This window comes from Allosphingosinicella indica, assembly GCF_900177405.1.
GTDB classification, from domain to species: domain Bacteria; phylum Pseudomonadota; class Alphaproteobacteria; order Sphingomonadales; family Sphingomonadaceae; genus Allosphingosinicella; species Allosphingosinicella indica.
In genome coordinates this window covers 2,468,172-2,482,541 of sequence record NZ_LT840185.1, presented here as the reverse complement: position 1 = coordinate 2,482,541, position 14,370 = coordinate 2,468,172, and the positions used below count along the sequence as shown (strand labels likewise).

Annotated in this window: 14 protein-coding genes; 7 read left to right on the top strand and 7 right to left on the bottom strand. The window is 65.8% G+C overall.

Features of this window, described 5'->3' with window-relative positions:
• The first annotated feature begins 42 nt into the window (after positions 1 to 42).
• Both lipA and B9N75_RS12290 read left to right on the top strand, forming a co-directional pair.
• Positions 43 to 1,002: a lipoyl synthase gene (lipA, locus tag B9N75_RS12295; RefSeq protein WP_085219057.1), complete on the top strand. Its 960-nt coding sequence runs from the start codon at positions 43 to 45 to the stop codon at positions 1,000 to 1,002.
• Positions 1,003 to 1,010: 8 nt separating this feature from the next.
• On the top strand, positions 1,011 to 1,511 hold the full coding sequence (locus tag B9N75_RS12290; protein WP_085219056.1) for a type II toxin-antitoxin system RatA family toxin: 501 nt from the start codon (positions 1,011 to 1,013) through the stop codon (positions 1,509 to 1,511).
• Here the strand turns inward: B9N75_RS12290 and B9N75_RS12285 are convergent.
• Entirely contained in the window at positions 1,433 to 1,939 is a 507-nt protein-coding gene (locus tag B9N75_RS12285) for a CinA family protein (RefSeq protein ID WP_172840905.1), read from the bottom strand. The two genes, B9N75_RS12290 and B9N75_RS12285, sit on opposite strands and share 79 nt — an antisense overlap.
• A gap of 47 nt (positions 1,940 to 1,986) precedes the next feature.
• Positions 1,987 to 3,156, bottom strand: coding sequence for a bifunctional 2-C-methyl-D-erythritol 4-phosphate cytidylyltransferase/2-C-methyl-D-erythritol 2,4-cyclodiphosphate synthase (locus tag B9N75_RS12280; RefSeq protein ID WP_085219054.1), 1,170 nt, complete (start codon positions 3,154 to 3,156; stop codon positions 1,987 to 1,989).
• A gap of 59 nt (positions 3,157 to 3,215) precedes the next feature.
• Here B9N75_RS12280 and dusB point away from each other — a divergent pair, with 59 nt between their 5' ends.
• The 5 genes from dusB (at position 3,216) to hflX (ending at position 9,868) form a co-directional block, all read left to right on the top strand.
• Entirely contained in the window at positions 3,216 to 4,214 is a 999-nt protein-coding gene (gene dusB, locus B9N75_RS12275) for a tRNA dihydrouridine synthase DusB (protein ID WP_085219053.1), read from the top strand.
• 88 nt (positions 4,215 to 4,302) lie between these two features.
• Entirely contained in the window at positions 4,303 to 6,555 is a 2,253-nt protein-coding gene (locus B9N75_RS12270; RefSeq protein ID WP_244552348.1) for a sensor histidine kinase, read from the top strand.
• 6 nt (positions 6,556 to 6,561) lie between these two features.
• Entirely contained in the window at positions 6,562 to 7,950 is a 1,389-nt protein-coding gene (gene ntrX, locus B9N75_RS12265) for a nitrogen assimilation response regulator NtrX (RefSeq protein WP_085219052.1), read from the top strand.
• A gap of 119 nt (positions 7,951 to 8,069) precedes the next feature.
• Positions 8,070 to 8,567, top strand: coding sequence for an RNA chaperone Hfq (gene hfq, locus B9N75_RS12260; protein WP_085219051.1), 498 nt, complete (start codon positions 8,070 to 8,072; stop codon positions 8,565 to 8,567).
• Positions 8,564 to 9,868, top strand: a complete 1,305-nt coding sequence (gene hflX, locus B9N75_RS12255; RefSeq protein WP_085219050.1) for a GTPase HflX — start codon at positions 8,564 to 8,566, stop codon at positions 9,866 to 9,868. Before hfq ends, hflX begins: the two co-directional genes overlap by 4 nt.
• On the opposite strand, the gene mazG is transcribed toward hflX, so the two are convergent.
• The 5 genes from mazG to metG are packed head-to-tail and all read right to left on the bottom strand — an operon-like array spanning position 9,865 to position 14,367.
• Entirely contained in the window at positions 9,865 to 10,629 is a 765-nt protein-coding gene (mazG, locus tag B9N75_RS12250; protein WP_085219049.1) for a nucleoside triphosphate pyrophosphohydrolase, read from the bottom strand. The two genes, hflX and mazG, sit on opposite strands and share 4 nt — an antisense overlap.
• Before the next feature lie 54 nt (positions 10,630 to 10,683).
• On the bottom strand, positions 10,684 to 11,286 hold the full coding sequence (locus B9N75_RS12245; RefSeq protein WP_085219048.1) for a retropepsin-like aspartic protease family protein: 603 nt from the start codon (positions 11,284 to 11,286) through the stop codon (positions 10,684 to 10,686).
• The gene (locus B9N75_RS12240; RefSeq protein ID WP_085219047.1) at positions 11,283 to 12,047 is read right to left on the bottom strand and encodes an MBL fold metallo-hydrolase; all 765 of its coding nucleotides are present in this window, start codon (positions 12,045 to 12,047) and stop codon (positions 11,283 to 11,285) included. The genes B9N75_RS12245 and B9N75_RS12240 overlap by 4 nt, the downstream gene beginning before the upstream one ends.
• Positions 12,044 to 12,820 carry a TatD family hydrolase gene (locus B9N75_RS12235; protein ID WP_085219046.1) on the bottom strand — a complete coding sequence of 259 codons (777 nt, stop codon included), beginning with the start codon at positions 12,818 to 12,820 and terminating at the stop codon, positions 12,044 to 12,046. The genes B9N75_RS12240 and B9N75_RS12235 overlap by 4 nt, the downstream gene beginning before the upstream one ends.
• A complete protein-coding gene (gene metG / locus B9N75_RS12230) occupies positions 12,820 to 14,367 on the bottom strand; it encodes a methionine--tRNA ligase (RefSeq protein WP_085219045.1) in 1,548 nt (515 codons plus the stop codon). The genes B9N75_RS12235 and metG overlap by 1 nt, the downstream gene beginning before the upstream one ends.
• Between the last annotated feature and the right edge of the window lie 3 nt (positions 14,368 to 14,370).

The window sequence follows — 14,370 nt, the reverse complement described above, 5'->3', positions numbered from 1 at the left end:
GAGGGGGTGGCAAGTCATCGCGCCCATCGCTATCTGGGCGCCATGAGCGAAGCAGACCCCGCGACCCCGATCGCCCCGGCGCCGGCCAAGGCGCGCAAGCCCGACTGGATCCGGGTGAAAGCGCCGACCAGCGTCGGCTTTGCCGAGACGCGCAAGCTCATGCGCCGCCTCAACCTCGCCACCGTCTGCGAGGAAGCGGCCTGCCCGAATATCGGCGAGTGCTGGACCAAGAAGCACGCGACGGTGATGATCCTGGGCGACACCTGCACGCGTGCCTGCGCCTTCTGCAACGTGAAGACGGGGATGCCGCGCGCGGTCGATCCGCTGGAGCCCGAGCATGTCGCGGTCGCCGCGGCGGAGCTTGGCCTTGAACATATCGTCATCACCTCGGTGGATCGCGACGATCTCCCCGACGGCGGCGCTAGCCAGTTCGTGAAGGTCATCGAGGCGCTGCGCCGCAATACGCCATCGACCACGATCGAGATCCTGACGCCAGATTTCCGCAACAAGAGCGAGAAGGCGGTCGAAGCGATCGTCACCGCACGCCCCGACGTCTACAATCACAATCTGGAGACGGTGCCGCGGCTGTATCCCACGATCCGGCCGGGTGCGCGTTATTACGCTTCGCTGCGGCTGCTGGAGAGCGTCAAGCGCCACGATCCTTCGATCTTCACCAAGTCCGGCGTGATGGTCGGGCTGGGCGAGGAGCGGCTGGAGGTCCATCAGGTGATGGACGACATGCGCTCAGCCGACATCGATTTCCTGACGATGGGCCAATATCTCCAGCCCACGCCGCGCCACGCGAAGGTGCTGGATTTCGTGACGCCGCAGGCGTTCAACGCTTATGCCGCGATCGCCCGCGCCAAAGGTTTCCTGCTGGTCGCCGCGAGCCCGCTCACGCGTTCCAGCTATCACGCCGGCGACGATTTCGCGAAGCTGCGCGCCGCGCGCGAGGCGAAGTTGGGTATGTCCGTCAAGCGCCCGGAAACGGCGAAAGGGTAAGCGCGCCGATGCCGCGCCATACCGAAAAGCGTCATCTGCCCTATACGCCCGAACAGATGTTCGATCTGGTCGCGGATGTCGGCCGCTATCAGGAATTCCTCCCATGGGTCGCGGCGACGCGGGTGCGATCGGACAGTGAGAGCGAAATGGTCGCCGATCTCGTCGTCGGCTTCGGGTCGCTGAAGGAAACCTTCACGTCGCGCGTCCGCAAGGTGCGGCCATCGAACGTCACCGTCGATTACATCGAGGGGCCGCTCAAATTTCTCCACAACGAGTGGGCGTTCGCGAGCGACGGGGCCGGGGGCTGCGACATCGATTTCTGCGTTGATTTCGCCTTCAAATCGCGGATTTTCGAAGCGCTCGCGGGCCAGTTCTTCGATCGCGCGCTGCGCCGGATGACCGCCGCCTTCGAGACGCGCGCGCACGCGCTTTACGGCGCCGGCTCTTCCTCGACAGGTGCGGGTTCCGATACCGGCAGCAGCAGTTCGAGCGCACAAAGCGCCGCCTGACGGCGGATGCCGCCGCGGCCGAGATCGCCGAAGGTCTTCAGGTCAGCCACTATCTCATCGGAATCGGCAGCGCGGCGTGCGCGGGCGAAAACCACGGTGCCGACCGGCTTCTTCTCGGTGCCGCCGCCGGGGCCCGCAATGCCGGTGATCGCGACCGCGGTGTCGGCGCCCGACTTCTCCAGCGCGCCGCGCGCCATCGCCCAGGCGACCGCGATCGACACCGCGCCGAACGTCTCGAGCACGTCACCGCTGACCGCGAGCACAGCGGTCTTCGCCTCGTTGGAATAGGTGACGAAGCCGGCTTCGAAGACGTCGGACGAGCCGGGTATCTCGGTCAGCGCGGAGGAGACGAGGCCGCCGGTGCAGCTTTCGGCGACCGCGATGCGCAGGCCTGCGGCGCGATTTTCCTCGATCACCCGGCGCGCCATGTCGACGAGCTCGTCGGGCAATGTCAGATCGGCATTATCGGTCACGCTCAGGACTGATCCCCCTCGGGCATTCGGATGCTGACGGCGGCCTGCGCCGCGATCCCCTCGCCGCGGCCGGTGAAGCCCAGCCGCTCGGTCGTCGTGGCCTTGATGCTAACCTTCGACACCGGCAGCCGCAACAGCGCGGCGATAGAGTGGCGGAGCGCCTCCCGCTGCGGGCCGATCTTCGGCGCTTCGCAAATGACCGTGGCGTCGACGAAATCGATCCGCCCGCCGCGTGCAATCGACAGATCGCGAGCGTGCTCCAGGAACTGGCCGGATGCGGCGCCGCGCCATTGCGGATCGCTGGGCGGGAAATGGCTGCCGATATCCCCATCGGCGAGGGCGCCGAGTAGCGCGTCTGTGATCGCATGGAGCAGGACGTCGGCATCGCTGTGGCCCTTGAGGCCGCGATCGTGCGGAATGCGGATGCCGCCCAGCCACAATTCCTCGCCATCGGCCAGCGCATGGACATCGAAGCCGAGCCCTGTGCGGCTCACCAGCCGCGCGCCGAGCCTCTCCTCCGCCCGCGCGAAATCCTGAGCATAGGTGAGCTTGTCGAGCATCGCATCTCCTTCGACCAGCGCGACCCTAATTCCGGCGGCGCGGGCGATCTGAGCGTCGTCAGTGGCGTTTGCGGCGCCATCCCAGGCGCGATGCGCGGCAAGGATCGCGTCGAACCGGAAGGCCTGCGGGGTCTGGACGCGGACCAGCGCCGAGCGGTCGGCGACGTCGCCGAGCGCATCGCCGCCATTGGCCAGCGTATCGACCACGGGCAGCACGGGCACCGCGCCGTCCGCGCTCTCCAAAGCGGCAAGCAGCCGATCGATGACCACCGGCGGCAAAAAGGGGCGGGCCGCGTCGTGGATGAAGATGCGGTCGATGCCGCTTTCTGCGGCCAGATGTTCGAGACCGTTGCGGACGGATTGCTGCCGGGTGTCGCCGCCGAGAATGGGCACAATGTCCGAAATGCCGGCGAACTGCGCTTCCTGCCCAGGGGCGATGACGACGTGCACCGCGTCGATCGCGGGATGCTCGAGCGCCGCCAGCGCATGGGCCAGCATCGGTCGGCCCGCGATCGGCACATATTGCTTCGGCACGTCGCCGCCGGCGCGCGTGCCGCTGCCCGCCGCGACCACCAGCGCCACCGTCCGCCCGGTGTTGAAAGCCCCTGTCATGGCGCGCGCCCTAGCCGAGCTTGCCCCCGAACGCCAACGCCCCTATTTGGCGCCTTCCCATGCGCACATTGCCGCCCATCTCCATCGGCCCCGTCGAGATCGGGACGCCGGTGATCCTCGCGCCGATGACCGGCGTGACCGACCGGCCGTTCCGTCGGCTGGTCAAACGCTATGGCGCGGGCCTCACCGTCACCGAGATGATCGCCAGCCAGGCGATGATCCGCGAGACGCGGCAATCGCTGCAGAAGGCGGCGTGGGATCCGATCGAGGATCCGGTCTCGATGCAGCTCGCCGGGTGTGCGCCCGCCGAGATGGCCGAGGCTGCCAAGCTCAACGAGGACCGCGGCGCCGCGATCATCGACATTAACATGGGCTGCCCCGTGAAGAAGGTGGTCAATGGCGATGCGGGATCGGCGCTGATGCGCGATCTGCCGCTCGCCGCCGCGATCGTCGAAGCGACGGTGAAGGCGGTGAAGGTGCCGGTGACGCTGAAGATGCGGATGGGCTGGGATCATGCCAGCCTCAACGCGCCCGAGCTGGCGCGGATTGCCGAGGATCTCGGCGTCAAGATGATCACCGTCCACGGCCGCACCCGCAACCAGATGTACAAGGGCGAGGCCGACTGGCGGTTCATCGCGAACGTGAAGCAGGCGGTGTCGGTGCCGGTGATCGTCAACGGCGACATCAATTCGCTTGATGACGTGGATACCGCGCTCGATCAGAGCGGCGCGGACGGCGTGATGATCGGCCGCGGCGCCTATGGCAAACCCTGGCTGCTTGGCCAGGCGATGCGCTGGCTGGAGAAGGGTGAGCGCGTGCCCGATCCCTCGATCGACGAGCAATATGCCGTGATCCGCGAGCATTACGAAGCGATGCTTGAACATTATGGGCATGAAGTCGGCGTCAATTGCGCGCGTAAGCACATCGGCTGGTACACGCGTGGGCTGCACGGATCGGCCGAGTTCCGCAACGCCTTCAACCAGCAGCCCGACGCCGCCAAGGCGCTGGCGATGCTGGATGATTTCTATGCGCCCTGGCGGACCCGCGCGGCCGCCTGACGCCGGTCGTCGCGCTTACGCGACGGAATGTGCCGACAATCGTTAATTACTGTGTTCTTTCTGCCACAATCAATGCTAGAGGCGCGACGTGATCGCCATCGCGCCGACCGACGTTGAGACGAGACCCCGCTGGCGGCGCCGGCTCTCGGTCGCGCTCCGCCGCAGTCCGCTGGTCCCGCTGGTCGAGATCGCCGCACTGGTGCTCCTCGTCGCGACCATGGCGGTCAGCTATTTCATCGTCACGCGACAGGGCGATCCGCAGGCGCTGCTGACGCCGCCGCTCGTCGCGGTGCTGCTCGTTGCCAATCTCGTCCCCGCCACCGCGCTTATGGTGCTCGGCGCGCGACGCTTGGCGATGCGCCGCGCGGCGCAATCGCCGATCGGGGGGAGGGGGCGGCTCCACGTCCGTCTCGTCGCGCTGTTCTCGGTGATCGCCAGCGTGCCGACGCTGATGGTGGTTATCTTCGCCTCGCTCCTGTTCCAGAGCGGGGTCGAATTCTGGTTCTCGGATCGCGCGCGCACCATCCTCGCCAATGCCGACAATGTCGCGCAGGTCTATGCCGAGGAGAACAAGGACCGCATCTTCCGCGATGTGCAGGCGATGACGGTCGACGTGGTCGGCGACATCAACCAGTACGGGCTCGATTCGCCCGGTTTCGCCGAGGCTTTGTTCCTCCAGACGGTCTATCGCGATCTTACCGAAGCGGCGGTGATCTCGGTGTCGCGCACCGGCGAGTTGCAGCTCCGCGCCGGCGTCAATCTCGACGACCGGCCGCTGGAACGCCGTTTCCCCGCCAAGGTGCTGAGCGAATTGCGCGGCGGAGAGACGCGCGTCGTCACCGATGCCGGCGATCGCGTCGAGGCGGTGGTGCGGCTTGATCCCGAAAGCGAGGTCTACCTCTATACATCGCGCAAGGTGAATCCGGCCGCGATCCAGCAGATCGAGGAAGCGCGGAGCGCGGCGAGCGACTACCGCCAGACGCTCGACCGGTCGCGGACGCTCCAGTTCCGCTTCAACGCGGCGCTGCTGATGGTGTCGCTGCTCATCGTGGCTATCTCGATCTGGATCGCGCTCGCGCTCGCCGACCGGCTGGTGCGGCCGGTGAGCCAGCTCGTCGACGCGGCGCGGCGCGTCTCCGGCGGCGACATGTCGGCGCGCGTGCCGCGATCGCGGATCCGCGACGAACTCGGCACGCTCGGCAATGCGTTCAACCGGATGACCCGCAACATCGAGGAGCAGACCGGCGCTTTGGTCTCGGCCAACCAGAATATCGAGGGGCGCCGCGCGTTCATCGAGGCAGTGTTGTCGGGCGTCACCGCGGGTATCCTCTCGGTCGATGCCGAACGGCGGGTAAGCCTCATTAACCGCTCGGCGGAGGCGTTGCTCAAGACCGGCACTGACAGCGCGGTGGGCGAGCGGCTGGCCGATCTCGCGCCCGAACTCGACCGTCAGCTAGACAGCGAGGAGCGCGAGGACATCATTCAGCTGACCAGCATCGGCGATCCGCGCACGCTCGCGGTGAAGCGGGTGAAGGTCGGCGCGGGCTATGTCATCACCTTCGACGACATCACCGAGCAATTGCTCGATCAGCGCCGGGCCGCCTGGTCGGACGTGGCACGACGGATCGCGCACGAGATCAAGAACCCGCTGACCCCGATCCAGCTCGCCGCCGAGCGGCTCCAGCGGCGCTACGGCGGCGAGATCGAATCCGATCCTGCGACCTTCGAGCGATTGACCGGCACGATCGTTCGGCAGGTCGGCGACCTTAGAAAGATGGTCGACGAATTCTCGTCCTTTGCGCGGATGCCCAAGCCGGTGTTCCGTGCCGAGGCAATCGCCGAGATCGCGCGGCAAGCGCTGTTCCTGCACGAGGTCGCGCACCCCGACATCCGCTTCGAACTCGACGCGCCCGAGCCGTCGCCGACCCTTGTCTGCGATCGCCGCCAGCTTGGTCAGGCGCTCACCAACATCGTCAAGAACGGCGTCGAGGCGATCCAGCAGAAGCGCGACGAGCGCGGATGGAGCGACGAGGGCGATCGCATCGCGATGACGATCTCAGAGGGGCAGGGGACGCTTGCGATCGAGTTGGTCGATACCGGTATCGGGCTGCCACAGGACCGCGCGCGTCTAACCGAGCCTTACATGACGACCCGCGTCAAAGGCACGGGGCTGGGGCTCGCGATCGTCAAGAAGATCGTCGAGGAGCATTTCGGCAGCATCGATTTCGACGATGCGCCCGACGGGGGAACGCGCGTGCGGCTGGTCTTCGACGCCGAAACGCTCGCGCGACTGGGGGAGAATGGTGTCGACTATCCCGAAACACATGTAGCGAACGGCTGATACATCATGGCTTTAGATATTCTTGTTGTCGACGATGAGCGGGACATCCGCGAGCTGGTCGCGGGCGTGCTGGAGGACGAGGGCTATGCGACCCGCGATGCAGCCGACAGCACCGGCGCGCTCGCCGCGCTGGCCGACCGGCGGCCCTCGCTGGTCCTGCTCGACGTGTGGCTGCAGGGATCGAAGCTCGACGGGCTGCAACTGCTGGAGGAGATCAAGCGTCGCGATCCGACGCTACCGGTGCTAATGATCTCGGGCCATGGCAATCTCGACACCGCCGTCGCCGCCATCCGCCAGGGCGCGGTCGATTTCATCGAAAAGCCGTTCGAGGCGGGTCATCTGCTCCATCTCGTCGGCCGTGCGACCGAGACCGACCGGCTGCGGCGCGAAAATGAGAGCCTGAAGGCGCAGATCGGCCAGGAGACCGAGCTCACCGGATCGTCGAGCGCGATCAACGCGGTGCGCGCGACGTTGAAGCGCGTGGCTGGGACGGGAAGCCGCGTGCTGATCACCGGCCCCGCGGGCGTCGGCAAGGAAGTCGCGGCGCGGCTGCTCCACGCCTGGAGCCCGCGCGCGAAGGGGCCGTTCATCGTCGTCTCTGCGGCGCGCATGACTCCGGAGCGCGTCGAAGAGGAATTGTTCGGCGTCGAGGAGGGGGGCGAGCTTGCACGGCCCGGCCTGCTCGAACAGGCGCACGGCGGCACGCTCTTCCTCGACGAGATTGCCGATATGCCCTTGCCGGCGCAAGCCAAGATCCTTCGCGTGCTGACCGATCAGAGCTTCGTTCGGGTCGGTGGCCAGCGTACCGTGAAGGTCGACATGCGCGTCGTCTCATCGACCGCGCGCCAGCTCGCCGAGGAGATCGCCGACGGGCGTTTCCGCGAGGATCTGTTCTACCGGCTGAACGTGGTCCCGGTGCATATCCCGCCGCTCTCCGAACGGCGAGAAGACATTCCGGAGCTCGTAGCGCATTTCACCGCGCGCTACGCGTCCGAGCAGCGGGTGCCGACCCCGACGATCTCGCACGATGCCAATGCCGCGCTGCAGGCCTATGATTGGCCGGGGAATGTCCGCCAGCTCCGCAACGTCGTCGAGCGAACGATCATCCTCGCGCCCGGCGAGCGGATGGCGAGCATCGACGTCGACATGCTCCCGCCCGAAATTCTCAACGAGCAGGCGCAGCTCAGTCCCGGCGAGGCGGTAAAGGCGATCATGGGGACGCCGCTCCGCGAAGCACGCGAGACCTTTGAGCGCGAATATCTGCGCGTCCAGATCCGCCGCTTCTCGGGCAATATCTCGCGCACCGCGACCTTCATCGGCATGGAGCGCTCGGCGCTGCACCGGAAGCTCAAGGCGCTTGGGATCGCCGACAGCAAGGGGGATGAGCAGCCTTGATTATCGCGTGCGTCCCCCGATCATGCTATGGCGCGGCGCGGGACGACTCCGGTCTTCCCCCAGGACGCGCGTTTAGGGTCCACCGCGGGCACTAGCCCCGCCAATAAGGAGAGAGAGAAATGGCCGATAAGGTCAACAACCTCCAGGACATTTTCCTGAACAGCCTCAGGCGATCGAAGATGCCGGTCACCATGTTCCTGGTGAAGGGCGTCAAGCTGCAGGGCATCATCACCTGGTTCGACAATTTCTCGGTGCTGCTGCGCCGGGAAGGGCAGGCGCAGCTCGTCTACAAACATGCCATATCGACCATCATGCCGGCGCAGCCGATCGACCTCGCCGATATCCAGCGTGCCTTCGCGGAATCGCTGGAGAAGAAGAAGCCGACGCTGCTGCAGGAGGTCTTCCTCGGCGCGGTCCGCCGCTCGGAGGAGCCGGTGACGATGTTCCTCGTCAACGGCGTGATGCTGCAGGGCGAGATCACAGCGTTCGACCTTTTCTGCATGCTGCTCAACCGCGATGGGCTGTCGCAGCTCGTCTACAAACATGCGATATCGACGGTGCAGCCGGATCGGCCGGTCAGTTTCTACGAAGACGAAGAGTCGGAGAACGACGTCTGAGCGTCTTCAACCGCGACAGCGATGCCGAAGTGAGCCGCGGCGCCCGCGCCGTCGTCGCGCTGCCCGATCTGGGCGGCGAGGCGCGGCGCGATCAGGATGCGCGGCTCGAGGAGGCAGCGGGCCTCGCCGAAGCGATCGGCGTCGTCGTTACCGACAAGCTGGCTTACAAGGTGCGCGCGCCGAAACCCGCGACGCTGTTCGGATCGGGGCAGGTCGAGCAGATCGCCGATGCCGCGCGCGCGGCGGAGGCCGAGCTCGTCATCGTCGATGCCGCGATCACGCCGGTGCAGCAGAAGAATCTGGAGGATGCGACCAAGGCGAAGGTGATCGACCGGACCGGGCTGATCCTCGAAATCTTCGGCGAGCGGGCGGCGACGGCGGAAGGGCGGCTGCAAGTCGAGCTTGCGCATCTCGATTATCAGGCGGGGCGGCTGGTCCGATCCTGGACCCACCTCGAGCGGCAGCGCGGCGGCTTCGGTTTCCTCGGCGGCCCGGGCGAAACGCAGATCGAGGCTGACAGGCGGATGATCCGCGACCGGATGGCGAAGATCCGGCGCGAGCTCGAGCAAGTTACGCGGACGCGATCGCTGCACCGCGCGCGGCGGCAAAAGGCGCCGTGGCCGGTGGTCGCGCTCGTCGGCTATACCAACGCCGGAAAGTCCACGCTTTTCAATCGACTGACGCGCGCTTCGGTGATGGCCGAAGATCTGCTGTTTGCGACGCTCGACCCGACGATGCGCGAGTTTGCATTGCCGGGCTTCGACAAGGCGATCCTGTCGGACACGGTGGGGTTCATCTCCGATCTCCCGACCCAGCTCGTCGCAGCCTTTCGCGCCACGCTCGAGGAAGTGACCTCGGCCGATCTCATCGTCCACGTCCGCGACATCGCCCATCCCGACAGCGACGCGCAGCGCCAGGACGTCGAGCAGGTGCTGAGCGACATCGGCGTTGTGGCGGGGGAAGGGGGCACACCCCGGATCGAAGCGTGGAACAAGCGCGATGCGCTAGCGCCGGAAGACGCCGAACATGCTGCGGCGGAAGCGGCACGGCGCGAGGATGTCGTTCTGCTCTCCGCGCTCAGCGGAGAAGGGGTCGAGGATCTCGTCCGCCGGATCTCGACGCAGCTTGGCGAGGGCAACCGGCTCCGCGCCATTCGGCTACCGGCCGATGCGGGCGAGGCGATCGCCTGGTTACATGCCAATGGCGAGGTGCTGCGCGTGACGCCCGAAGGGCTTGAGGCGGACTATGAGGTGCGGCTCTCCGATCCCGCGTGGGAGCGGTTCACCAAGCATTTCCTCTAGGTTTCGCGTTTCGCCTGCTGCCAGAGCGCTTCCATCGCCTCGATCGCCATGTCCGAGAGCGGCGCGCCGGCAAGCTGTTCGACCTTGCGGAACCGCGTCTCGAACCGTTCCGCGGCGCCGCGCAGCGCGGCTTCTGGATCGATGTTCAGATGGCGTGCGAAGTTGACGACCGAGAAAAGAAGGTCGCCGAGCTCGGCAGCGCGCTCGTCGTCGCTTGCGGCGCGGTCGATCTCGTCCATTTCCTCGGCGATCTTGGCGCGCGGGCCGTCGGCATCGGGCCAGTCGAAGCCGACGCGGGCGGCGCGCTTCTGGAGCTTCTCCGCACGTTTGAGCGCCGGCAGCGCCAGGGCGACGCCGGCCAGCGCGCTCGTGTCGTCACGCGTGCCGCGCTCTGCGGCCTTGAGCGCTTCCCAGCCGGGCGACGGCGCATCGCCGAAGACGTGCGGATGGCGGCGGACCATCTTGTCGGAAATCGCCGCCATGACGTCATCAAGCGTGAACGCGCCGCGCTCGGCCGCAATCTGCGCATGATAGACGACCTGGAGCTGGAGATCGCCGAGCTCATCCTTGAGATCCGCCATATCGCCGCGCGCGATGGCGTCGGCGACCTCATAGGCTTCCTCAATCGTGTAAGGCGCAATGCTCGCGAAATCCTGTTCGATGTCCCACGGGCAGCCGCCATCGGGATCGCGGAGCCGTGCCATGATCGCCGCCAATCGATCGATGCCCCGGCCAACCGGGGGCTGCTCCGGGTCACGCATCTATAAGTCCGATAATATACATTATGTAAAGTTGTGACGGATTGATGGGGCGCTTCATGGCTTGAGGATGAGCCAGCGTCCCTCGACGCCCCATCCCGACAGCGACGACAGGAAGTTCATGCCCAAGACGTTCATGTCGCCGAACGCGTCCGACATGTGCACTGCGAGGTTTTCGCGCCGGATGTCGCCGACGACGAGGCTTTCCGCGCGGCCACGCTGCACGGTCACGATGCCGTTGGCGGTCTGCACCAATGCAGGCAATCCGCCGCGCGCGCTGACGCCGGCACGCTTGGCCGTTTCGGTCGAGATGCTCGTTGTGGTCGCGCCGCTGTCGACCAGGAAGCGCACCTTCTGTCCGTTGAGCGTGCCATCGACCCAGAAATGACCGTCAAGCGCTTGGCGGATGCGGATTTCCTGTCCCGCGCCGGCGACGGGCGTCGCATCGCCGCGGACATCGGTGAGCAGCCGCCGGCCGAGATCGGCGAAATCGTCCTTCATCGTGAAGATGATAAATGCCGCACCGAAGATCAGCACCCAACTCAGCAGCATCTTAAGCACGCTGCCGAACGGTAATCTGCGGCTGAAAAGGCTGCTGCCGACCAGCACGATCGCGGCAAGCAACCAGAGGAAATTGGCGGCCTGATCGCCGTCTTTCACAACAAGATCTCCAATCCGTCATAACCGGGCTCGATGCCGGGCGGCAGTTCCGCGACCAGGCGCGCGTAATCCATCGAATGATCCATGTGCGTGAGGATAGCCCTTTTGGGCCGGATAGCGGAAATCCATTCGAGCGCTTCGGCAAGGCTCGCATGCGACGGGTGTGGCTGACGGCGGAGCGCGCCGACAATCCACGCGTCCACCCCTTCGAACAGATCGCGCATCTCGTCGGTCAAGACATTGCAATCGGTGGAATAACCGATAGCCACACCCGCGGCTTCGAAGCGCAATCCGGTCGACAGGATGTCGCCATGCGGCTGATCGACCGCGCGAACCGCGATGCCGCCGATGTCGATGCAATCGCCAAGATCCCGCCCGTCGAGCATCGGGGGATAGCCGCCGATGCCGGCAAAGGCGTAGGTGAAGCGCGCCGTCAGGCTCGCCAGTGTTTCGGGCCGCGCATAGCCGGGCAGCGCGTTGCCGCGCACGTGGAAGACCGCACGCAGATCGTCGATGCCGTGGCAGTGGTCGGCATGATCGTGGGTCCAGATCACCCCGTCGAGATGCGCGACATCGGCGTCGAGAAGCTGCTCGCGAAGGTCCGGGCTGGTGTCGACGAGGATCCGCGTTCCTTCATACTCGACGAGAATGGAGACGCGGCGTCGGCGATTGCGCGGCTCGGCCGGATCGCAATCGCCCCATTCGGTGCCGATACGGGGAACGCCCGACGATGTACCGCAGCCCAATATCCGGAGCTTCACGCCCCGGCCTTGGTGAACAGATCATGGAAGTTGCGCGTGGTCGCGGCGGCCATCGCCTCCAGGCTTTCGCCGCGGAGGTCAGCCAGAAAGCGCGCGGTGTCGGCGACATAGCCCGGCTCGCACGGGCGCCCGCGATGCGGCACCGGCGCGAGAAATGGGGAATCAGTCTCGATCAACAGCCGGTCCTGCGGGATCGCCTGCGCAACCGATTGCAAGTCCTTGGCATTCTTGAAGGTCACGATGCCCGAGATCGATACGTAGAGTCCGAGGGCCATGCCCTTTTGCGCCAGATCGAGCGACCCGGTGAAGCAGTGGAGGACGCCGGTGAAGGCGCCCTTCCCCATTTCTTCGTCCAGGATCGCAGCGGTATCTTCCTCGGCATCGCGGGTGTGGACGATGAGCGGCAGGCCGGTCTCGCGCGCCGCGGCGATGTGCGCGCGGAAGCTCGCCTGCTGGCGGCCGCGATCGGACTTGTCGTAATAATAATCGAGCCCGCTCTCACCGATGCCGATAACCTTGGGATGCGCCGCGCGCGCGACGAGCGTAGCGGTATCGACATCAGGATGCTGGTCCGCCTCGTGCGGGTGGATGCCGACCGAGGCGAAGACGTCCGCCTCGCGCTCGGCGATGCCGATCACCGCGTCCCATTCGCTTTCGCGCGTCGCGATGTTGAGCATCGTCTCGACGCCCGCGGCACGCGCACGCGCCAGCACGCCGGGCTGATCCTCGACCAGGCCCTTATAGTTGAGGTGGCAGTGGCTATCGACGAACATCAGTCTTCCATGGGCATTTCGAGCCGTGGGAAGATGGGGGTCGGCGGCGCCAGCGTGAAGTCCCGCGCATACCAATGGGCATCGGCGAGTGCGGCGAAATCGCGCGCATCCTCGGCGATGCCGAGCTGATCGAGCAGCCGCGCCGCCGATGCCGGGATCACCGGCTGGATGGCGATGGCAAGATCGCGAATCGCGCGCACCAGGGTCTCGAGCACCGCGTTCATCCGATCGGGATCGGTCTTGCGCAACGCCCAAGGCGCCTGCGCATCGATATACTGGTTGCAGGCGAATACGGCACCAAGCCAAGCTTCAACCGCCTGCGAGAGCGACAACGCAGCGAACTGCGTGGGGAAAGCATTGGTGGTGACATCGCGTACCAGAGCGAGCAGCTCTGCGTCCGCCGCCTCCTCTCGCCCGCCCTGCGGCAGTACGCCGCCGCAATTCTTGGCGATGAACGACAGGGTGCGCTGGGCGAGGTTGCCGAAGCTGTTGGCGAGATCGGCATTGACGCGGGTGACGATCGCGTCGGCGCTATAGCTGCCGTCCTGGCCGAAGCTGACCTCGCGGAGCAGGAAATAGCGTAGCGGATCGACACCGAAGAGATCGGCGATCGTCATCGGGTCGACGACGTTGCCGACCGACTTGGACATCTTTTCGCCGCGGTGGAGCAGGAAGCCGTGGCCGAACACAGATTTGGGTAACGGCAGGCCGGCCGACATGAGGAATGCGGGCCAGTAAACGGTGTGGAAGCGAACGATATCCTTGCCGATGAGGTGGAGATCGGCCGGCCAATATGTCTCGTACTTACCTGACGTATCGGGATAACCGACGCCGGTCAGATAGTTGGTCAGCGCATCGACCCAGACATACATGACATGATCGTCGCTACCCGGAACCTTGACTCCCCAGTCGAAGCTGGTGCGCGAAATCGAGAGATCCGCCAGCCCGCCTTCGACGAAACGCAGCACTTCGTTGCGGCGGCTTTCCGGGCGGATGAAATCGGGGTTGTCGCGATAATGCGCGAGCAGCGGCTCCTGATATTTCGACAGACGGAAGAACCAACTTTCCTCGACGGTCCATTCTACCGGCGTGCCCTGCGGCGACAGGCGGGCGCCGCTCTCCCCTTCGGTCAGCTCCTTCTCGTCGTAAAAGGCTTCGTCGCGGACCGAATACCAGCCTTCGTAGCGGCCGAGGTAGATGTCGCCGCGCGCCTCCATCGCGCGCCAGATGGCCTGGCTCGCGGCATGGTGGTCGGTTTCGGTGGTGCGAATGAAACGATCATGCGAGATGTTCAGTTTCGCGTCCATCTCGCGGAAATAGGACGACATTTCCTCCGCGAGCTCTGCCGGGGCGATGCCGCGGTCGCGCGCCGTCTGCGCCATCTTCAGGCCATGCTCGTCGGTGCCCGTAAGGAAGAAGACGTCGCGCCCCATCATCCGGTGGAATCGCGCGATGGCATCGGCGGCGATCGCCTCATAAGCGTGGCCAATATGCGGCCGCCCATTGGGATAATTGATCGCGGTGGTGATGTAGAAAGGCTCGGCCATCGG